20 protein-coding genes are annotated in these 19,680 nt (G+C 73.0%); 15 read left to right on the top strand and 5 right to left on the bottom strand.

Annotation, left to right across the window (positions count from 1 at the left end):
* The first annotated feature begins 76 nt into the window (after positions 1-76).
* From ribH to ACX6XY_RS23815, 6 genes are all read left to right on the top strand, one after another.
* Positions 77-562 carry a 6,7-dimethyl-8-ribityllumazine synthase gene (ribH, locus tag ACX6XY_RS23840; RefSeq protein WP_460334385.1) on the top strand — a complete coding sequence of 162 codons (486 nt, stop codon included), beginning with the start codon at positions 77-79 and terminating at the stop codon, positions 560-562.
* Positions 563-597: 35 nt separating this feature from the next.
* A complete protein-coding gene (locus tag ACX6XY_RS23835) occupies positions 598-870 on the top strand; it encodes a phosphoribosyl-ATP diphosphatase (RefSeq protein ID WP_460334382.1) in 273 nt (90 codons plus the stop codon).
* Between the two features lie 67 nt (positions 871-937).
* Positions 938-1,786: an ATP phosphoribosyltransferase gene (gene hisG / locus ACX6XY_RS23830; protein WP_460334379.1), complete on the top strand. Its 849-nt coding sequence runs from the start codon at positions 938-940 to the stop codon at positions 1,784-1,786.
* A 35-nt stretch (positions 1,787-1,821) separates the two neighbouring features.
* Positions 1,822-2,265 (top strand): PH domain-containing protein, encoded by a 444-nt coding sequence (locus tag ACX6XY_RS23825; RefSeq protein ID WP_460334376.1) that lies wholly within the window; start codon positions 1,822-1,824, stop codon positions 2,263-2,265.
* Positions 2,266-2,496: 231 nt separating this feature from the next.
* On the top strand, positions 2,497-3,840 hold the full coding sequence (locus tag ACX6XY_RS23820; RefSeq protein WP_460334373.1) for a hemolysin family protein: 1,344 nt from the start codon (positions 2,497-2,499) through the stop codon (positions 3,838-3,840).
* Positions 3,837-4,952 carry a hemolysin family protein gene (locus tag ACX6XY_RS23815; RefSeq protein ID WP_460334370.1) on the top strand — a complete coding sequence of 372 codons (1,116 nt, stop codon included), beginning with the start codon at positions 3,837-3,839 and terminating at the stop codon, positions 4,950-4,952. Before ACX6XY_RS23820 ends, ACX6XY_RS23815 begins: the two co-directional genes overlap by 4 nt.
* Before the next feature lie 42 nt (positions 4,953-4,994).
* On the opposite strand, the gene ACX6XY_RS23810 is transcribed toward ACX6XY_RS23815, so the two are convergent.
* Positions 4,995-6,914 carry an AAA family ATPase gene (locus ACX6XY_RS23810; protein ID WP_460334454.1) on the bottom strand — a complete coding sequence of 640 codons (1,920 nt, stop codon included), beginning with the start codon at positions 6,912-6,914 and terminating at the stop codon, positions 4,995-4,997.
* 428 nt (positions 6,915-7,342) lie between these two features.
* Positions 7,343-7,981 (bottom strand): uridine kinase family protein, encoded by a 639-nt coding sequence (locus tag ACX6XY_RS23805; protein ID WP_460334367.1) that lies wholly within the window; start codon positions 7,979-7,981, stop codon positions 7,343-7,345.
* A gap of 314 nt (positions 7,982-8,295) precedes the next feature.
* On the opposite strand from ACX6XY_RS23805, the gene ACX6XY_RS23800 reads away from it, so the two are divergent.
* Positions 8,296-9,678: a peptidase C39 family protein gene (locus ACX6XY_RS23800; RefSeq protein ID WP_460334364.1), complete on the top strand. Its 1,383-nt coding sequence runs from the start codon at positions 8,296-8,298 to the stop codon at positions 9,676-9,678.
* A 121-nt stretch (positions 9,679-9,799) separates the two neighbouring features.
* Here the strand turns inward: ACX6XY_RS23800 and ACX6XY_RS23795 are convergent, their stop codons facing one another.
* Positions 9,800-9,931 carry a hypothetical protein gene (locus ACX6XY_RS23795; RefSeq protein WP_460334361.1) on the bottom strand — a complete coding sequence of 44 codons (132 nt, stop codon included), beginning with the start codon at positions 9,929-9,931 and terminating at the stop codon, positions 9,800-9,802.
* Between the two features lie 198 nt (positions 9,932-10,129).
* Here ACX6XY_RS23795 and ACX6XY_RS23790 point away from each other — a divergent pair, with 198 nt between their 5' ends.
* Entirely contained in the window at positions 10,130-10,288 is a 159-nt protein-coding gene (locus ACX6XY_RS23790; protein WP_460334358.1) for an SCO1431 family membrane protein, read from the top strand.
* Between the two features lie 266 nt (positions 10,289-10,554).
* A complete protein-coding gene (locus ACX6XY_RS23785) occupies positions 10,555-11,727 on the top strand; it encodes an acyl-CoA dehydrogenase family protein (RefSeq protein ID WP_460334355.1) in 1,173 nt (390 codons plus the stop codon).
* Here the strand turns inward: ACX6XY_RS23785 and ACX6XY_RS23780 are convergent.
* Positions 11,690-12,025, bottom strand: a complete 336-nt coding sequence (locus ACX6XY_RS23780; protein WP_460334352.1) for a hypothetical protein — start codon at positions 12,023-12,025, stop codon at positions 11,690-11,692. The two genes, ACX6XY_RS23785 and ACX6XY_RS23780, sit on opposite strands and share 38 nt — an antisense overlap.
* 206 nt (positions 12,026-12,231) lie before the next feature.
* On the opposite strand from ACX6XY_RS23780, the gene ACX6XY_RS23775 reads away from it, so the two are divergent.
* Positions 12,232-13,350 (top strand): hypothetical protein, encoded by a 1,119-nt coding sequence (locus ACX6XY_RS23775; protein WP_460334349.1) that lies wholly within the window; start codon positions 12,232-12,234, stop codon positions 13,348-13,350.
* A gap of 128 nt (positions 13,351-13,478) precedes the next feature.
* Positions 13,479-14,573, top strand: a complete 1,095-nt coding sequence (locus ACX6XY_RS23770; RefSeq protein WP_460334346.1) for a phosphotransferase family protein — start codon at positions 13,479-13,481, stop codon at positions 14,571-14,573.
* 59 nt (positions 14,574-14,632) lie between these two features.
* Here the strand turns inward: ACX6XY_RS23770 and ACX6XY_RS23765 are convergent, their stop codons facing one another.
* The gene (locus tag ACX6XY_RS23765; RefSeq protein WP_460334343.1) at positions 14,633-15,103 is read right to left on the bottom strand and encodes a hypothetical protein; all 471 of its coding nucleotides are present in this window, start codon (positions 15,101-15,103) and stop codon (positions 14,633-14,635) included.
* Between the two features lie 231 nt (positions 15,104-15,334).
* Here ACX6XY_RS23765 and ACX6XY_RS23760 point away from each other — a divergent pair, with 231 nt between their 5' ends.
* The 4 genes from ACX6XY_RS23760 to fxsA all read left to right on the top strand — a co-directional run bounded on the left by ACX6XY_RS23760 (position 15,335) and on the right by fxsA (position 19,516).
* Positions 15,335-15,775, top strand: coding sequence for an Lrp/AsnC family transcriptional regulator (locus tag ACX6XY_RS23760; RefSeq protein WP_460334340.1), 441 nt, complete (start codon positions 15,335-15,337; stop codon positions 15,773-15,775).
* A 43-nt stretch (positions 15,776-15,818) separates the two neighbouring features.
* On the top strand, positions 15,819-17,447 hold the full coding sequence (locus ACX6XY_RS23755; RefSeq protein ID WP_460334337.1) for an amidohydrolase: 1,629 nt from the start codon (positions 15,819-15,821) through the stop codon (positions 17,445-17,447).
* A gap of 586 nt (positions 17,448-18,033) precedes the next feature.
* Entirely contained in the window at positions 18,034-18,831 is a 798-nt protein-coding gene (locus tag ACX6XY_RS23750; protein ID WP_460334334.1) for a polyprenol monophosphomannose synthase, read from the top strand.
* A gap of 94 nt (positions 18,832-18,925) precedes the next feature.
* Positions 18,926-19,516 (top strand): FxsA family membrane protein, encoded by a 591-nt coding sequence (gene fxsA / locus ACX6XY_RS23745; RefSeq protein ID WP_460334332.1) that lies wholly within the window; start codon positions 18,926-18,928, stop codon positions 19,514-19,516.
* The last annotated feature ends 164 nt before the right edge of the window (positions 19,517-19,680 follow it).

Here is a 19,680-nt window from a genome sequence, read left to right as displayed (position 1 = left end):
CGACACCAGGCACCCGATACCAGGCACCACCAGCACACAGCACAGCACAGCACCGAGCACAGCACCGAGGAGAGACGTGAGCGGCAAGGGCGCACCCGAACTGAGCGTGAAGAACTGCGGCGACCTGCGGGTGGCGGTAGTGGCGGCACAGTGGCACGAGAAGGTCATGGACGGCCTGGTCAACGGTGCCCTGCGGGCCCTGCACGAGCTGGGCATCGACGAGCCGACGCTGCTGCGCGTCCCCGGCAGCTTCGAGCTGCCCGTGGTCGCCAAGGTGCTCGCCGACCGCGGCTACGACGCGGTCGTCGCGCTCGGCGTCGTCATCCGCGGCGGCACCCCGCACTTCGACTACGTCTGCCAGGGCGTCACCCAGGGCCTCACCCAGGTCTCGATCGACACCGGCGTGCCCATCGGCTTCGGGGTGCTGACCTGCGACACCGACGAGCAGGCCCTGGACCGCGCGGGCCTGGAGGGCTCCAACGAGGACAAGGGGCACGAAGCGGTCACCGCGGCCGTCGCCACCGCCGCCACGCTGCGCGCCGTCTCGGAACCCTGGCGCTGATCCGGACGCCCGCGCCGCGTAGAGTGAGCACCACCATGTCTCAGAAGACTTTCGAGGAGCTCTTCACCGAGCTCCAGCACAAGGCCGCAGGCGGCGACCCTGCCACCTCCCGCACCGCCGAGCTGGTGGACAAGGGCGTCCACGCCATCGGCAAGAAGGTCGTCGAGGAGGCCGCCGAGGTCTGGATGGCCGCCGAGTACGAGAGCAAGGACGCCGCCGCCGAGGAGATCTCACAACTCCTGTACCACGTACAGGTGATGATGGTCGCGCGCGGCATCTCCCTCGAAGACGTCTACGCCCACCTCTGATCCCGCCCCGCCCGCCTCTCACGTACACCCCGTATCTCACGCACACCGAGCAAAGGAAGCCGACCCCATGCTGCGCATCGCCGTCCCCAACAAGGGTTCCCTGTCAGGCCCTGCGGCGGAGATGCTGCATGAGGCCGGCTACCAGCAGCGCCGCGAGTCCAAGGAACTGCGCATCGTCGACCCGGAGAACGAGGTCGAGTTCTTCTACCTCCGGCCGCGCGACATCGCGATCTACGTGTCGTCCGGGAAGCTGGACATCGGCATCACCGGGCGCGACCTGCTGATCGACTCGGGCGCCGACGCCGAGGAGATCCTGCCGCTCGGCTTCGCCCGCTCCACCTTCCGGTTCGCCGCGAAGCCGGGCACGGCGGACAGCGTCAAGGACCTGACCGGGAACACGGTCGCCACCTCGTACGAGGGAATCGTCGCCGCCCACCTCGCCGACGAGGGCGTCGCCGCCTCCGTCGTCCACCTGGACGGCGCCGTGGAGACCGCCATCGAACTGGGCGTGGCCCAGGTCATCGCCGACGTAGTGGAGACCGGCACCAGCCTGCGCAACGCGGGCCTGGAGGTCTTCGGCGAGCCGATCATGAAGTCCGAGGCCGTCGTCATCCGCCGTACGGGCGCGGACGGCGACGACCCCAAGGTGCAGCAGTTCCTGCGCCGCCTCCAGGGCGTCCTGGTGGCCCGCACCTACGTGATGATGGACTACGACTGCCGCGCCGAGCACCTGGAGCAGGCCGTCGCCCTCACTCCGGGCCTGGAGTCGCCCACGATCTCCCCGCTGCACAACGAGGGCTGGGTCGCCGTCCGCGCCATGGTCCCGGCCAAGGAGGCCCAGCGGATCATGGACGACCTGTACCACATCGGGGCGCGGGCCATCCTCACCACGGCCATCCACGCCTGCCGGCTCTGACGCGCAGCGGAACACCAGAACAGCGGAGCACGTCGATGTCCGAAGTCCCCACCCTGCCCGTCGTCTTCCGGCCCACCCGCACCCGGATCGTGCTGCTCACGGTCGGCGTCGTGATGGTGGTGGTGATCACGGCGATCGCCCTGATCCTGGAGAACCTGGGGCCGGGGGAGCGGGTCAGCTTCATCTTCACCGGCGCCCTGCTCTTCGGCGCGCTGGTCCTGCTCAGCAGGCCCAAGGTCGTCGCCGACGCGTCCGGCGTCACGGTCGTCAACCTCACCAGCAGGCGGCACCTCGCCTGGGCGGAGATCCTCCAGGTCAACCTCCGTCCGGGCGACCCCTGGGTGTTCCTCGACCTCAGCGACGGCACCAGCCTCCCGGCCATGGGCATCCAGCCCGGCAACGGCAAGGCGCGCGCCATCAGCGACGCGCGCGCCCTGCGCGCACTCGCCCAGGCACACGGCACCGGCGCGGAGGACTGAACCGCCAGGGCTGAGTGCTGAGGCGGCAGAGCTGAGTGCTGAGGCGGCAGGGCTGACACGGAACGCCGTGCCATGACTAACCTGGGGGCGGACGCCACCCGTGGCCTCCGCCTTGTCCGGCCCCGGCCGGCCGGGGCTCCTGCTCACCGAGGAGTGACCCTCTCCGGCAATGGACGGATCGTCCTGTAGTACGTGCGCCGCCCCCTCCCGGCCCATCGCGGGGGCGGCGGCATGACCCTTCCCCTGCTGCTCCTCGCGGCCGCCTTCCTCCTGGTACTCGCCAACGGCTTCTTCGTCGCCGCCGAGTTCGGCCTGGTGACCGTCGAGCGCGCCGACGCCGAGCGCGCCGCGGCCGACGGCGACCGGCGGGCCCGCCGCGTCGTCACGTCCCTGCGCGAGCTGTCCTTCCAGCTCTCCGGGACCCAGCTCGGCATCACCCTCACCTCTCTGGCGGTGGGCATGCTGGCCGAGCCCGCGCTGGCCCGCCTGCTGGCGGGACCGTTCACCGCGGCCGGTGTCCCGGACTCCGCGGCGCCGGGACTGGCCGTACTCGTCGGCATGCTGCTGGCGTCCGCCGTCCAGATGGTGATCGGCGAACTGGTGCCCAAGAACTGGGCGGTCTCCCGGCCGCTGCGGGTCGCACGGTTCGTCGCCGGACCGCAGCACCTGTTCGCGACCCTCTTCCGCCCGGTGATCGCCGCGCTGAACACCGTCGCCAACCGCCTGGTGCGCGCCGTCGGCGTCGAACCCACCGACGAGCTGGCCTCCGCCCGTACGCCCGGCGAACTGGTCTCGCTCGCCCGGCACTCGGCACGGGCCGGGGCGATCGAGCCGGACACGGCCGACCTGTTCGTCCGCACGCTGTCACTCGGTGAGCTGACCGCGCAGCATGTGATGACCCCACGCGTGAAGGTCAACGCGCTCCAGGCGTCGGCGACCGCCGCCGACGTCGTCAACCTCACCCGCGCCACCGGCCTGTCGCGCTTCCCCGTCTACCGGGAGCGGCTCGACGAGATCATCGGCATGGTGCACCTCAAGGACGCCCTCGCGGTCCGCGCGCGGGAGCGCCAGCGCACCGCCGTCGGCCGGATAGCGCTGCCCCCGCTGCTGGTCCCGCGCACCCTGCCGGTGCAGCCGCTGCTCGACCGGCTGCGCAGCGAACAGCCGATAGCCGTGGTCGTCGACGAGTACGGCGGCACGGCGGGCGTGGTGACCCTCGAGGACATCGTCGAGGAACTCGTCGGCGAGGTACGGGACGAGCACGACGGGCACGACCTGCCGGAACTCGCCGCGGCCGCCCCCGAGGACGGGCGGCCCGCCTGGGAGGCCGACGGCGGCTGCCGCGTGGACACCCTGCGGCGGATCGGCCTGGACGTCCCCGAAGGGCCGTACGAAACCGTCGCCGGACTCGTCGCCACCCTCATCGGCCGCATCCCCGCACCCGGTGACCGGGCCGAACTGCCGGGCTGGCGGCTGCGAGTGCGCCAGGTCGACCACTACCGCGCCGCCCGCGTCCGGCTGGTCTGCCTGGCCCCCGCCGCCCCGCTCGCCGCCACCGGGGAGAGCGTCCGATGAGCGTGCTGTACCTCCTCCTCGCCCTGCTCCTGGTGCTCGGCAACGGCTTCTTCGTCGGCGCCGAGTTCGCGCTGGTCTCCGTACGCCGCAGCCAGATCGAGCCCCTCGCGGCGGAGTCCGCGCGGGCCCGCCAGGTGCTCTACGGCCTTGAGCACCTGCCGCGGATGATGGCCGCCGCCCAGTTCGGGATCACCGTCTGCTCGCTGACGCTCGGGGCCGTCGCCGAGCCCGCCGTCGCGCGGCTGCTCGAACCCGTCTTCCACGCCGCGCGGGTGCCGGACGGCCTGGTGCATCCGCTCGGCTATGTGATCGCGCTCGCCGCCGTGGTCTTCCTGCACCTGGTGATCGGCGAGATGGTGCCCAAGAACCTGGCCCTCGCGGCACCCGAGAAGACCGCACTGCGGCTGAGTCCGGGACTGGTCGCGTTCGCGCGGCTGTGCCAGCCGGTCACCACGGCGCTCGGCGCCTGCTCCCGCGCGGTGCTGCGGCTGTTCGGCGTCGAGCCCAAGGAGGAGGTCGACGCCGTCTACACCAGCGAGCAGCTGGGCCGCATGGTGGCGGACTCGCGTCAGGCGGGCCTGCTGGAGCCCGAGGCGCAGGAACGGCTCGGGGACGCGCTGGAACTCGGCTCGCACCCGATCACCGACGTCCTCCTGGACCGCGCGGCGCTGATCACCGTCGACCCCTCGGTGACACCGCGCCGGATCGAGGAGCTGACGGTACGCACCGGCTACTCCCGCTTTCCGGTGTGCGCCGAAGGAGGCGCCTTCATGGGCTACCTGCACGTCAAGGACATGCTGGACCTGGAGGACGACGAGCGGGCCGTGCCCCAGCGCGTCTGGCGTCCGATGACCACCCTGAGCGCCGAACTCCCCCTGGACGACGCCCTGTCCGTCATGCGCCGGGCCGCGACGCATCTGGCGCAGGTCGCCGACGCGTCCGGCCGGGTGCTCGGCCTGGTCGCCCTGGAGGACGTACTCGAACACCTCGTCGGCGAGGTGCGCGACCCGGCCCACCGGATGGTGACGCCCAGGGGAACCCGCGCCCCGGCGGCCCCGAAGGTCGCGGACGTCACGGACACCGCGGACGGCGCACGGGTCCTGGTGCGCTGACCCGGCACCCTGACATCCGCTCCCCCGAGCGGGGAGCGGATGTCAGGGGCCCGCCGGGTCCTGGGGGCCGCGCCCCGAGAGCACCTCGCCGTACGCCTGCATCAGGTCGGGCAGCCGCAGGGTCGCCAGGTCGTCGCGGGTCGGGGTGCTGGCGAAGCCGGAGAGCCGCAGGTCGCGGTAGGCGCAGCTCTTCTCGTACAGGGTGCGCAGGAAGCGGCCGTTGCCGAGCTCGTCGATCCAGCCCTGGTCGACCACATGCCCGCTGACGGAGCGCAGCTCCTCCACGGACTCCTCGTCCCACACATCGCCGTTCTCGGCGGCCAGCACCTGCCCGATCGCGGTCAGCTCCAGCGGACGGTACGAGGGGAAGTCCACCCGTGTCGTGAAGCGGGAGCCGAGTCCGGGGTTCGCGGCGAGCAGCCGGTCCATGCCCTCCGGATAGCCCGCCAGGATCACCACCAGGTGGTCGCGGTTGTCCTCGGCGCGCTTGAGGAGCACCTGGAGCGCCTCGTCGCCGTACGCGTCGCCCTTGCTGTAGCCCGAGTTGGACAGCGCGTACGCCTCGTCCACGAACAGCACGCCGCCGATCGCCGAGTCGATCAGCTCATTGGCCTTGACGGCGGTCTGGCCGAGGAACTCGCCGACCAGATCGGCGCGCTGGGCCTCCACCAGATGGTCGCCGCCGAGCAGCCCGAGCGCGTAGAACACCCGGCCCAGGATGCGGGCCACGGTGGTCTTGCCGGTGCCCGAGGGCCCGGAGAAGACGAAGTGCCGTTTCGGCGGCTGGACGGGCAGCCCCTGCCCGGCCCGCAGGCGCGCCATCCGCAGCTGCGCCGAGAGCGCCTTGACCTGGCGTTTCACCGGCTCAAGCCCGACCATCCGCTCCAGCTCGGCGAGGGCCTGCTCAAGGAGCTCGGGGTCCGCGGGCCCGGCCGGCAGATGCGCGGGGCCCGGCTGGCGGGGAGTCACCGCCTTCTCCCGCACGTCGTCAGAACGCTCGGGGCTCCCTCCCACGCCCGTGCCCGCGCCCGGTGCCTGCGGGTCGAGGTCGAGCTGCGCCTCGCGGCCTTCGGCGCCGAGCACGCCCTCGACGCCGAGCGTGCCCTCGCCGTTCTCCTGGCGGTCCGCGCCCTCCTGGCCGACGCCTCCCAGGGTCACCGACGCGAGATCGGCGCACTCGTCGTCGGTCCCGTCGAAGCCGTCGTACTCGGCGATCGCCGCGAGCCGCGCCGCGGTGTCCATGAAGGCGGGGTCGATCCGGTGCACGGCCCGGTACAGCGGCAGCGCGGCGGCGCTGCGCCCGGTGCCCTCGTGCGCGCGGGCCAGCCAGTAGCGCAGCTCCTTGCGCTGCGGCTGCTCGCTGCGGCAGCGCATCAGCGCCGTGCACAGCAGCGGGTCGGCCTGCCCGTACATCTCCAGGCGCACCCGCGCCATGCCGCCGAACAGGCCCGCCTCGATGCCGAGCACCGGGTCGTCGAGCAGCGGGTCGGTGTGCCGTACGAGCTGCTCCCAGTCCTTGACCAGATAGCAGCGGCAGGCGTGCAGAAAGCGCACCTGGCGGTCGGCGTCGACCGGCGGCAGCCCGGCCAGCGCCCGGTCCAGCTCCGGGACATGGCGGCCGTCGAGCCAGTGCGAGGCGTGCGCGAGCTGGAGGTCGCGGGTCGACTCGAGTACCGGCTGAACCCACCAGCCCAGCCAGTACCAGGAGTTGAGCGTACGGCGGTGGCGGGCGCGCTGCTCGCCGAAGCGGCCCTGGTGGTGGTACATCCGCAGCAGCGCCGTCGTGGTGTCGACGCGCAGCGCGTGCAGCCCGAGCCAGCCGTCCGCCATGCCGGGGTCCATCCCCACCGCGGCCCGGAACTCCTCCTCGGCCTGCGGGTAGGCGCCCATGGTGTAGGCGTCGACCCCGCGCAGCCAGGCGAGGTCGGCCGGGGTCGACGAGCCTGTCGCGTCGAAGTCCATCACGTCCCCCACCACCGTGCCCCGTGATGCGCCGTCGAGCGAGCGCCCGTCGGCGGCGTGCTTCGTACCCACCGAACTCTCGCATCGCGAACAGGAGTTGACCAGTATGCCGACTCCAGCGTGCGGCAGGCCGCACTCACGGGCATCGTACCCGCGAGCCCGCCGTCGACCGAAGAGCGCCGGGCGAAAGACCCGCGCGCGGGCGGGCGTGGGGTGGAATCCCGGACGACTACCCTGGGTGAGAGGCGGGCGGGGCGGTGTGGTCCGATAACGGACAAAGGGCAGAACGAAGCCCCCGATCACGGGGGAACAACCGGGGGCCTCGCATCTGCGGGCGGTTCCGAAGAACCGCACATTGAGAACGTAAGACCTGTATGACCCCCCGGTCAAGCGGAGTTGGGGGAGTCGTGGAAGCGGGTTCCGGCAGCTCAGCGCACCGCTGACGGCCCTTCACGGTGGGTGACGACTCGAGTGTCGCCGGGCGCACCGGAGCCCGCTGGCAGCACCAGATATCCCTCGGGTCGCTGCCGCACCAGGGCGTCGGCGAAGGGGCGCGACGGGTCTTCGGCGAAATGCCGTCGCTCGGCGGGCTCCCAGCCGTCCCAGAAGACCCGCTGCTCGGCTCCGTCCCGCCGTCGTCCGCGCCGCCAGGCGTCCGTGGGCGGCAGATCCATCCAGTACAGCCGCGCCAGCTCGGGCCGCAGTGCCCGCCGTCCGGCGCCCACGCCCTCCAGGAGCACGACCGGCGCGGGGGGTACGGCGTGCTCGGGCCCGAAGCGGCGCAGCCGCCAGTCGTACGGGGTGCAGCGGGCCGCCTGGCCGCGCGCGAACGGCTCCAGGACCTGGCGCCGCAGCCGGTCGGTCCACGCGAAGAGCGCGTCGTGGGTCGCGAAGTCGTCCAGGTGCAGTACCGGGGCGCCGTCCAGGGCTTCGGCCAGCCGGTCCGCGAAGGTCGACTTGCCCGACCCGGCGTGTCCGTCGACCGCGACCAGCCGGACCGGCCCGCAGGACGCGGGGAGCCCGCGCAGCTCCGCGGCGAGCTGGGGGAGTGGGGTGTGGCCGTTCATCACGGCCAGCCTATGTTTCCGCGCCCGAGCCCCGCATGCCCGAGCCCCGCATGCCCGAGCCGCGTGTGCCCGGACCGCGTATGCCGGAGCGTCTCCTGCGGGGCCCCGCCTGCCGGGCCCTGCGGGCCGGGCCCCGCCTGGCGGCCCGCCGTGATTGCCGGTCACCATGCGGGCCGAGATGCTGGCAGAAGTCGGCGGTGACCAGGGATAGTTGTCTCACTGTCGTGCGCCTGCCGTCCGTGGGCCGGTTGCCCGGCCGGACGGGGCCATCCGGGCGCCCCGTCCGTACCCGCCTTCGACTGGGGGTCCTCTTCATGACCCGACCGTCCCGTTCCACCTCGCGCAGGGCCGTGCTGACCGTCGCCCTGGCCGCGGCCGCGACCGGCGTCACCGCCTCCGCGGCCGCCGCCGCGCCCGGCGCTCCCGCCGCGGCGGCATCCCGGCCCAGGCCACCCGAGCGGCCCATCGACAACCGCTTCTGGACCTCGTACCGCGACTGGTGCGGCGGCGTCGCGCGCGGAACCACCGCCGTCCCCGGAGCCAGGCCCGCGCTGGTCATCGCCGAGCCCGCGGGCCGCAGGGACTACACCGACCCGCACACCGGGACCACCGCCGGCTGGGAGTACGCCGACTGGACCTCGCCGGTCCACCGGCTCTCCGTCCGCTCGACCGAGGCGATCGCCTCCTGGAACGCCGACACCCCGCCCGGCACCTGGCTCCAGGTGGAGCTGCGGGGCGACTACAGCGACGGCACCCGCACCCCCTGGTACGTGATGGGACGCTGGACCTCGGGCGACGCCGACGGCGTCGACATCCGCCGCACCAGCGTCGACGGCCAGCGTGACGGCAAGAGCTCCGTCTGGACCGACACCTTCGCCATCGACGACGCCGACTCCGGCCTGCGACTGGTCTCCTACCAGCTGCGCCTGACCCTGCTGCGCAGGCCCGGCAGCTCCGCCACACCGAAGGTCTGGCGGCTGGGCGCCATGGGCTCGGACATCCCGGACCGCTTCGAGGTGCCCGCGTCGAAGCCCTGCGTCGCGCGGGAGCTGATCGTGCCGCGCTACTCGCAGGAGACGCACATCGGCCAGTACCCCGAGTACGACAACGGCGGCGAGGCCTGGTGCAGCCCCACCTCATCGCAGATGATCATCGAGTACTGGGGCCGCGAGCCCACCGCCGACGATCTGGCCTGGGTCAACCCGGAGTTCGACGACCCGCAGGTCTGCCACGCGGCCCGCCACACCTACGACTACCAGTACGAAGGCTGCGGCAACTGGCCCTTCAACGCGGCCTACGCGGCCACGTACGAGGACCTGCGAGGCGTCGTCACCCGGCTCGGCTCGCTCACCGAACTGGAGACCCTGATCGCGGCCGGGATTCCGGCGATCACCTCCCAGTCCTTCCGCGCCGACGAGCTCACCGGGGCCGGATACGGTACATCGGGCCACCTGATGACGGTGATCGGATTCACCGAGTCCGGCGATGTGATCGCCAACGACCCCAACTCCCCGACCAACGAGGCCGTACGCCGCGTCTACCGGCGTCGCGAGTGGGAGAACATCTGGCTGCGCACCAAGCGCTACCACGCCGACGGCAGGGTCGTCTCGGGCACCGGAGGCGTCTGCTACCTGTACTTCCCGGCCCGCCTCACCGGAACCCAGCGCAGGGCCCTGGCCTCGGTGGGCATCCGCTGACGCCATCCGGCGCACGCGGGGCGGAGCGCGCCGCCCGTGACGAAACGACCGCGCTCCGCCCTCCGTACGCCTGGACCGCTGGCCCGCGCACGGCCTGGCCCTCCGGCCGCCGGGACGATCCCTAGGCCACCTCGACGACCTCGCTGCGCCGTGCCGCCGCCCACTCCGTGACCAGGCGTTCGTACTCGCGCCGCTCCTCCATGCTCAGACGCCCGCGGGCACCCTCCCATAAGGCGCGTATCTGGTCATTCACCACGGCAGCGGACCGCACGGCACCACTTCGCTCAGCGTTCGGGGACATGCGGTAAAGCCTAGGGGCAGGGTCTGACAATCCGCTACGGATTCGTCACTCCCCGCACGTACGTGACCAAGGTCTCGCCCGCGGCGGCGGACGCGGCTGGCATGGTGGTCGGATCAGTGACCCCCACAGCCAGCCGAACCCGAGGCCGCCATGACCGCCACCGCCGCCGCCAGCGCTACCGCCGTCGCACCCGCCCGGACCAGCACCGGAGGCCCCGAGGACGACGGCCCCAAGGTTCTTGAGCACGTGCTGGGCTGGACCCTGGTCGTCGTCCTGGCGATGTTCGTCACGCAGGCGGGCCTGCTCTGACGGAGCCCCCGCCGCCGTCCCGTACCGTTCGGCTCCCTCGCCGCGTGGACCGGCCCCTATGGGGGTACGGTGAAAAGTGGAGTGAACGGTCGTGAACCTGGTGACGTGCGGCCTCTGATCGGGCATACTCAACGCGCCACAGTCGCTGGTCAGCCTGGTCCGAGACCCGGAACGGGCGGCACCGGCTGGGCACGGTTCAGAACTCGGCGGCGCCGCCCCACCCCCGCGCGCCCGCCGGAGCGCCCGACAGGGAGGAGAGCGCCGCCATGACAGACCGCGCCGTACCGCCGGTGGAACGTCAACTGCCCACCGAAGAGGCACGGGACCTGTTCGCGCTGGTGCGTGAGCTCGCTCAGCGGGAGATCGCGCCCACGGCGGCCGAGGAAGAGGACGCCGGGCGCTTCCCGCGCGAGCTGTTCACCCTGCTGTCGGAGTCCGGCCTGCTCGGTCTGCCCTACGACTCCGCGTACGGAGGCGGCGACCAGCCGTACGAGGTGTATCTCCAGGTACTCGAAGAGCTCGCGGCCGCCCGCCTCACGGTGGGCCTCGGCGTCAGCGTCCACTCGCTGGCCTGCCACGCGCTCGCCGGTTACGGCACCAAGGAGCAGCAGACGGACCACCTGCCCGCGATGCTCGGCGGCGGCCTGCTCGGCGCTTACGGTCTCTCGGAGCCCGCGTCGGGCTCCGACGCGGCGTCGCTGCGGACCAAGGCCGTGCGCGACGGCGACGACTGGGTCATCACCGGTACGAAGGCCTGGATCACCCACGGCGGCCTGGCCGACTTCTACACCGTGCTGGCCCGCACCGGCGGCGAGGGCGCCCGCGGCATCACGGCCTTCCTGGTGCCGGGCGACGCGGAGGGGCTGAGCGCCGCCGCGCCCGAGCGCAAGATGGGCATGAAGGGCTCGCCCACCGCCCAGCTGCACTTCGACGGCGTACGGGTGCCCGACGCCCGGCGTATCGGCGACGAGGGCCAGGGCTTCGCGATCGCCCTGTCCGCACTCGACTCCGGGCGTCTGGGCATCGCCGCCTGCGCGATCGGGGTGGCCCAGGCCGCCCTGGACGAGGCCCTCGCGTACGCCGCCGAGCGCAAGCAGTTCGGCCGCCCCATCGCCGACTTCCAGGGGCTGCGCTTCCTGCTCGCCGACATGGCCACCCAGATCGAGGCGGGCCGGGCGCTCTACCTCGCGGCCGCGCGACTGCGCGACACGGGCCGGCCGTTCTCGCGGCAGGCCGCGATGGCCAAGCTGTTCTGCACCGACGCCGCGATGAAGGTGACCACCGACGCCGTACAGGTGCTCGGCGGGTACGGCTACACCGCCGACTTCCCGGTCGAGCGTCTGATGCGGGAGGCCAAGGTGCTGCAGATCGTCGAGGGCACCAATCAGATCCAGCGCATGGTCATCGCCCGCCACCTCGCGGGTCCCGAGTCGCGCTGAACTGCCCTGGCCGCACCAGGGGCGCCGTGAGCCTGGCCCATTCCGGGTCGCGGTGCCCCGGCAGGGTTCTGCCCTGGTCCGCCCAGCGGAGCAGCAGGGCCCGGTAGATCGGCGGGTCGGACGGGTGGATCTCGGCCGCCGAGCCCGGACGCTGATCGGAGTGCTGACCTGAGTGCGGGCCGAGGTGTTGGCCGGAGCTGGTGTGCTGGCCGGGCTGCTGAAGCGTTTCTGCAAAGGTCGGAGCCGGAACGTACAGCGTGCGATGGCGTTGGTCGACGGCCTCGTACAGGGTGCTCATGTCAGGCAAACGCCGCGCATGGCGCAGAAGTCACCGCCAGGTTGATTCGAGCGTCAGTTCAGAGAGCTGCCCATACGCGCCGCGCCCCCGGCCGGCGGCATCCTGAGTATGGCCCCCCGCACGAGATCTGACGTACCGTCAAATCTCGCCGCCGGGGGCCGCACCCCTCCGTGCGACGCCCGCCATCGCGTCCAGGGAGGCTCACCATGGCCGACGACCGCCCCATACCGCTCGACGAGTACCCCGTCCATCAGGTCCCGCTGTCGATGAAGCACGTCGCGACCGGGGACCGCAACGCCTACGACCGCTGCATCTTCCATGTCCTCGACCACGAGGGCCGGTTCCTGCTGATCCTCGGGCTCGGGGTCTACCCCAACGCGGGGGTGATCGACGCCTACGCCACCCTGCGCACCGGTGACACCCTGCACGCCGTGCGGGCGTCGGACGCCCTGGGCGACGACCGGATGCGGCTCGCCGTCGGACCTCTGCGGATCACCGTCGACGAACCCCTCAGGCGCCTGCGCCTGAGCTGCGACCCGGACGGCCCCGACTCGCTCTCGTACGACCTGACCTGGACCGCCGAGTTCCCCGCGGTCTGGGAACCGCATCACATCCAGCGGCGCGGCGACCGGCTGACCCTGGAGGGCCGCCGCTTCGTCCAGGCGGGCGGCGTGCACGGCGTCATCCGGGCCGGAGGCGAGGAGATCCCCCTCGCACCGGGGGAGTGGACCGGCACCAGGGACCGCAGCTGGGGAGTGCGGCCGATCCCCGGCGAGGAGGGCGGCCGCGCCGCCGACGAACACCGGACCGAGGGCTTCCACTGGATCTGGGCGCCGGTGCGCTTCGACGACCGCTTCGTGATGGTCATCGCACAGGAGGACGCGGACGGCCACCGCTCGCTCAACGAGGCGCTTCTGGTACGCGACGGGGCCCGCGACGTCCAGCTCGGCTGGCCGCACGCAGACATCCGCTACCGGCCCGGCACCCGCCACCCAGAGCGCGCCGTCATCCACCTCACCGACCAGGACCGCAAGTCACTCGAACTCGGCGTCGAGGTCCTCACCTCCTCACCGCTCGCGATCGGCGCCGGGTACCCGCCCGCCGACGACTGGCAGCACGGCACCTGGCGGGGGCGCGGCTGGACCGACCGGCACGCCTACGACCTGTCCGACCCGGCGGCCCACCCCCTCGCCGCGTACGGGGTGACCGACCACGCCGCGCGCTTCACCCTCGACGGGCGGATCGGCTACGGGATCTTCGAGCACGGCAGCTTCGGCAGGCACGACCCCAGCGGCTTCACCGGGTTCGACTCGGTCGCGCCCTGAGAGCCCGAGCCCCGAGCCCCGAGCCCCGTACGTCCCGCGTCGCCGAGCCCCGCACGTCCCGCGTCCCCGCGTTCCGCCCTTCTGCGCCCCGAATTCGCGCGCCAGCCCCCTCCGAGAGGAGTACGACGATGGCCACGGCACCCCGCCCGCGTACCACCACCCGTGACCCCGAGGAACTCACCCGCCGCCTCGGAGCCTGGCTGGCCGCCAGGCTGCCCGGCGCCAAGGCCACCGGGGTACGCCTGCCCGACTCCAACGGCATGTCGAGCGAGACCCTCCTCTTCGACATCGAGCACCCCGACCCGCCCCTGCGAGCCTGCGCCCTGCGCCTGGCCGCCGACCCGGCCGCGTACACCGTCTTCCCCGTCTACGACCTGCCGCGGCAGTACCGCACCATGCGCCTGGTCGCCGAGCACACCGACCTGCCGGTGCCCGCGGTGCGCTGGCTGGAAGAGGACCCCGCGCCGCTCGGCGCGCCCTTCTTCGTGATGGAACGTGTCGAGGGGCGGGTGCCGCCCGACGTGATGCCCTACACATACGAGGGAAACTGGCTGCACGCCGCGAGCGACGCGCAGCGGGCCGCACTGGAGGCCGACACCGTACGCGTCATCGCCGCCCTGCACGACCAGTTCCCCGTGGACCAGGCGGCGTTCCTCGCCCTGCCGGGTGACGGCAGCCCCCTGCACCGGCATGTCGAGGCCCAACGCGCCTACTACGCCTGGGTGGTGGACGGGCTGCCCCGCTCGCCCCTGATCGAGAGCGGCTTCGCACGGCTGGCTGAACTCTGGCCGCGCGATGAGGGAGACCCGGTGCTGAGCTGGGGCGACGCCCGGATCGGCAACGTCATCTACGACGGCTTCACGCCCGCGGCCGTACTCGACTGGGAGATGGCGGCGCTCGCCCCGCGCGAGGTGGACCTCGGCTGGACCGTCTATCTGCACCGGTTCTTCCAGGACCTGACGGAGAGCTCCGGGCAGGCCGGACTTCCGGAGTTCCTGCGCCGGGACCGGGTCGAGGAGCGCTACGCCCGGCTCACCGGCCACGCCCCGCGCGACATGGAGTTCTACACGCTGTACGCGGCGCTGCGGCAGGCCGTCATCATGCTGCGCATCGCCTACCGGCAGGTGCACTTCGGCGAGGCGGCGGTACCCGCCGACCCGGACCAGCTGATCCTGCACCACGCCTCACTGGCGGCCATGGTGCGGGGCGACTACTGGAGTTGACGGGCGGCGGCCGCGGATGACCCGCCGGGCAGGCCCCAGGACACGCCCCTGGCCACCTCCTAGGCCGCGCGGCGCAGTTGTGCGGCCTTCAACGGGCGCGAGCCGGGACCGCCGACATGCGAGAACGGCTGCGTCCGCCAGTCCAGTCCCTGCGGGAGCGTCAACAACAGGGCGGTGTCCTGCTCCTGGGGCCCCGTCAGCTCATCCGCCGGGCGGGCGTCGGCGGCCGGGCGGCCGGTGCCCTCGCACACCGTCAGCCCGAACGGGTTCCACGGAGTGGGGCACTTGGCGTGCTCGGGCAGCGCGTCCTCGTCCGCCAGAAGCGCGATCGGCTGCGCGCAGTCCGGGCAGATCACCCGGTACATCTCGAAGGTGTCGTACGCGTCGTCGGTGTCACCGGGGCCGCCGGAGCCGTCCCAACTGTCGTATCCGCCGCCGTCGGCACCGGGTTCGACGCCCTCCGGCGAGGGCTCGGCGGCTGGCTGCTGCCGGTGGTGTGCACCACGGTTGGAGTGCTTGTGACTCTGCATGGGTCTCTCCCCCTCGGGTGGGCCGACAAGGCGCTGCGGCCTCGACCACAGCAAGCATTGCCCGCCACGCCCCACGCGTAATCCCGCCGCCCCGGTGGACACGGCCACAGCTGTGTGGCTTTCGTCACATGCCCGGCGCGCATGCGTCCGGGAGTCATCGGAGTCATCGGGGCGTCGCGGGAGAGTGACCCAGGTATACCCGGAGATCAAGGCCCTGTAGGTTCTTGCGTCATGGAGGAGCTGGACCGGCAGATCGTGCAGCTGCTCGTCAAGGACGGGCGGATGAGCTACACCGACCTGGGCAAGGCCACGGGCCTGTCCACGTCGGCGGTGCACCAGCGGGTGCGCCGCCTCGAACAGCGCGGCGTCATCCGCGGCTACGCGGCGGAGGTCGACCCCGAGGCCGTGGGGCTGCCGCTGACCGCCTTCATCTCGGTGAAACCCTTCGACCCCAGCGCCCCCGACGACATCGCGGAACGGCTGGCCGGAGTCCCCGAGATCGAGGCCTGCCACAGCGTGGCAGGTGAGGAGAACTACATCCTCAAGGTCCGGGTCGGGACGCCGCTGGAGCTGGAGGAGCTGCTGGCGCGGCTGCGTGCCCTGGCCGGGGTCTCCACCCGTACGACGGTGGTCCTCTCCACGCCGTACGAGGCCAGGCCGCCACGGATCTGACCCCGTGGTCGGCGCGGCCGGGGGCAGGCGAGAGACTGGCCCCATGACCGAGAGCGCCAACCGCACCGTGCTGCTGCGCGGCGGAGACATCCACAGCCCCGCCGACCCCTTCGCCACCGCGATGGTCGTCGAACGCGGGCATATCGCCTGGGTCGGCTCCGAAGGCGCGGCCGACGCCTTCGCCGAGGGCGTCGCCGAGGTCGTCGACTTGGAGGGGGCGCTGGTCACTCCGGCGTTCACCGACGCCCATGTGCACACCACGGCGATCGGCCTGGCCCTGACCGGCCTCGACCTCTCCGGCGCCCGCACGCTGGAGGACGCGCTGGCCCTCGTACGCGCCCACGCCGCCGCCAGGCCGGGCGACCGGGTGCTGCTCGGCCACGGCTGGGACGCTGCCCGCTGGCCGGGGCGGCGGCCCCCGTCCCGCGCCGAGCTCGACGTGGCCACCGGCGGCCGCCCGCTGTATCTGTCCCGTATCGACGTGCACTCCGCGGTGGTCACCACGGCCCTGCTCGACCTGGTGCCCGGCGTCACCGAACGCCCCGGCTACGCGGCCGACGCCCCGCTCACCAAGGACGCGCACCACGCCGTACGAGCCGCCGCGCACGGCGCGGTCACCGGCGCGCAGCGCACCGAGGCCCAGCGGGCGGCGCTGCGCCGCGCGGCCTGTCTGGGCATCGGCGCCGTACACGAGTGCGCGGGCCCGGACATCTCCGGCGAGGACGACTTCACCGGGCTCCTGGAACTCGCCGCGAACGAGCCGGGGCCGCGGGTCTTCGGCTACTGGGCGCAAGCGGTCGCCGGGTCGGCGGACGCCGACCGGATCCGGGACCTCGGGGCGCTCGGCGCCGCCGGGGACCTGTTCGTGGACGGCGCGCTCGGCTCGCACACCGCCTGTCTGCACCAGCCGTACGCGGACGCCGCGCACACCGGAACCGGCTACCTGGACGCCGCCGCGGTGGCCGCGCACGTGGCGGCCTGCACCGAAGCGGGCCTGCAGGCGGGGTTCCACGCCATCGGCGACGCGGCCGTGACCGCCGTCGTGGACGGCGTGCGCGCCGCGGCCGGGAAGGTCGGCGCGGACCGCGTCCGGGCGGCCCGGCACCGCGTCGAGCACGCCGAGATGCTCACCCCCGAGACCATCGCCGGTTTCGCCGAGCTCGGGCTCACCGCGTCCGTGCAGCCCGCGTTCGACGCGCTGTGGGGCGGCTCGGACGGCATGTACGCCGAGCGTCTGGGCGCCGAGCGCGCCCGTACGCTCAACCCCTACGCGGCGCTGCTGCGTTCCGGCGTGCCGCTGGCCTTCGGCTCGGACGGCCCGGTCACCCCGCTCGACCCGTGGGGCACGGTGCGGGCCGCCGCGTTCCACCGCACCCCCGAGCACCGGGTCTCCGTACGGGCCGCGTTCACCGCGCACACCCGCGGCGGCTGGCGGGCGATCGGCCGGGACGACGCCGGGGTGCTGGTGCCGGGCGCGCCCGCGGACTACGCGGTGTGGCGCACCGACGACCTCGTGGTGCAGGCCCCCGACGACCGGGTGGCCCGCTGGTCGACCGACCCGCGGTCCGGCACTCCGGGGCTGCCCGCGCTCTCCCCGGACGCCGAACTGCCGGTCTGCCTGCGGACCGTGGTGCGCGGCGAGACCGTCTACGCGGCGTCCGACGTCGCGTAGGACGAGGCCGCGACGCCCGCGCGGGACGAGACCGTGGCGTCGCGGAGAACGGGTCGCGCGCGGGGCCGGGCGCCGGGTAGGGCCTAACGAGTGATCCTCGAACGGCGCCGTCCGCCGATCGATGCTTTCCGGCCCGTCGCGCGACCTGCGTATCCTCCGCGCTGACCTGGCGATTCGGTGCGGAGCCGCAGATCACGCGACTGTTGACAGACGGCGGACCGCGCCGGGTAGGTTCTGCCGGGTCCACCACAGGACGTCCGACCGGGGAACCTCCGCACAGTCGTCGAACGCCGCTGGGTCACGGGGGGTGCGCCGCACCGGTTCATCTCCCCTGGCAGCCAGGTCCAGCGCCCGCGCCTCGGGGGCAGGAAGGTTCCGCCCGGTCGGCAGGGTGCGACCCGGGTGGGGCCCGGACGCTCAGTAGACAACGGCTCTCGGTCGACCCGCAGCCAGCGGGCCCCAGGTCGGCCCGAAGGGCGCCGGGCCCCGATCCGCCGCCACGGCGGACATCATCCGCCGGGCGACCGGGAGTCCGGGCGCGGCTCCGACTATGGTGGGCCTCTGCGGACGGACTTAAGGGGCAGCAGTGAAGGACGGCGAAGAGCGGCGGTACGGCCCGCTCGGCACAGCCTTGGTGATCATCCCGACCTACAACGAGGCCGAGAACATCAAGTCGATCGTCGGCCGGGTACGGGCCTCGGTGCCCGACGCGCACATTCTCGTCGCCGACGACAACAGCCCGGACGGCACCGGCAAGCTGGCCGACGAGCTCGCGGCCGACGACGACCACGTCCAGGTACTGCACCGCGAGGGCAAGGAGGGCCTCGGGGCCGCCTACCTCGCGGGCTTCTCCTGGGGCATCGAGCACGGCTACGGCGTCCTGGTCGAGATGGACGCGGACGGCTCCCATCAGCCCGAGGAACTGCCCCGGCTGCTGACCGCGCTACGGGGCGCCGACCTGGTACTCGGGTCGCGCTGGGTGCCGGGCGGCAGGGTCGTGAACTGGCCCGCGTCCCGGAAGTTCCTCTCCCGTGGCGGCAGCACGTACTCGCGGCTGCTCCTCGACGTGCCGATCCGCGACGTCACCGGCGGCTTCCGGGCCTTCAGGCGGGAGACCCTGGAGGGTCTCGGCCTGGACGAGGTGGCCTCACAGGGCTACTGCTTCCAGGTGGACCTGGCCCGTCGCGCGGTGGCGGCCGGTTTCCATGTCGTGGAGGTGCCGATCACCTTCGTCGAGCGGGAGCTGGGTGACTCCAAGATGAGCCGGGACATCGTCGTCGAGGCACTGTGGCGGGTCACCGCCTGGGGCGTGCGGGAACGCGTCGGCCGGATCACGGGCCACAGCCGGACAAACCAGACGTCAGGCGACAAGCGGCCCGGCTGACCTGGGTTCCGCCCGGCGGATCGCGCGGGCGGACGGGCGTGTCGCGCGTACCCCGCTTACTCCGTACGGACGTCGGGCCCGGCACACTGGGAGTATGACGACCGGCACTCCGCGCCCGACCGACCCCGCCCGCCCGCCGCGCTCACGGCTGCTGAGGTTTCTGCCGCTGGGCATCGCCGCCTGGCTGGTGGCCGAGATCTGGCTGCTGATCGTGATCGGGGGCGCGACGGGAGGCCTCACGGTCTTCCTGCTGCTCGTGGCGGGTTTCGTGGTCGGCGCCGCGGTGGTCAAGCGCGCCGGGCGGCGGGCTTTTCAGAACCTCACCGAGACGCTCCAGCGTCAGCAGCGCGGCGAGCCGCCGGTCCCGGCCGAGAAGGCGGGGGGCAACGGCATGGTCATGCTGGGCGGCCTGCTCCTGATGACGCCCGGTGTGCTCTCCGACGGCGTGGGCCTGCTCTGTCTGCTGCCTCCGGTGCGCACCGCCGTGAGCCGGTACGCGGAGCGGGCCTTCGAGCGCCGGGTCCGGCAGGCGCAGCCGGGCAGCTTCGAGGACGCCTTCCAGCAGTCCCGCATTCACCGCCCGGACGGCAAGGTCGTCCAGGGCGAGGTCATCAGGGACGACGAGGACCCGCGGGGCGACGCCCCGCGCCCCGACGAGGGCCCGCGCCCGCCGCTCACCCCCTGAGGCCTGCCGCTTGCCCCCTGGGGCGTCCGCTGAGCCTCACAGGCGACCCTCACGTGCCTCACGCATGACAAAGCCGTGGGGGGCGCCCCCCACCGGGGGGCCCCCCCCCCCCCGGGGGGGGCGCGCGGCGCCCCCCCCAACCCCCCCGGGAGCCGGGGCAGGCG

It is taken from the genome of Streptomyces sp. O3, from assembly GCF_054788135.1.
Note: the sequence above shows the minus strand (reverse complement) of the source record. Positions and strands in the feature narration are given on the sequence as shown.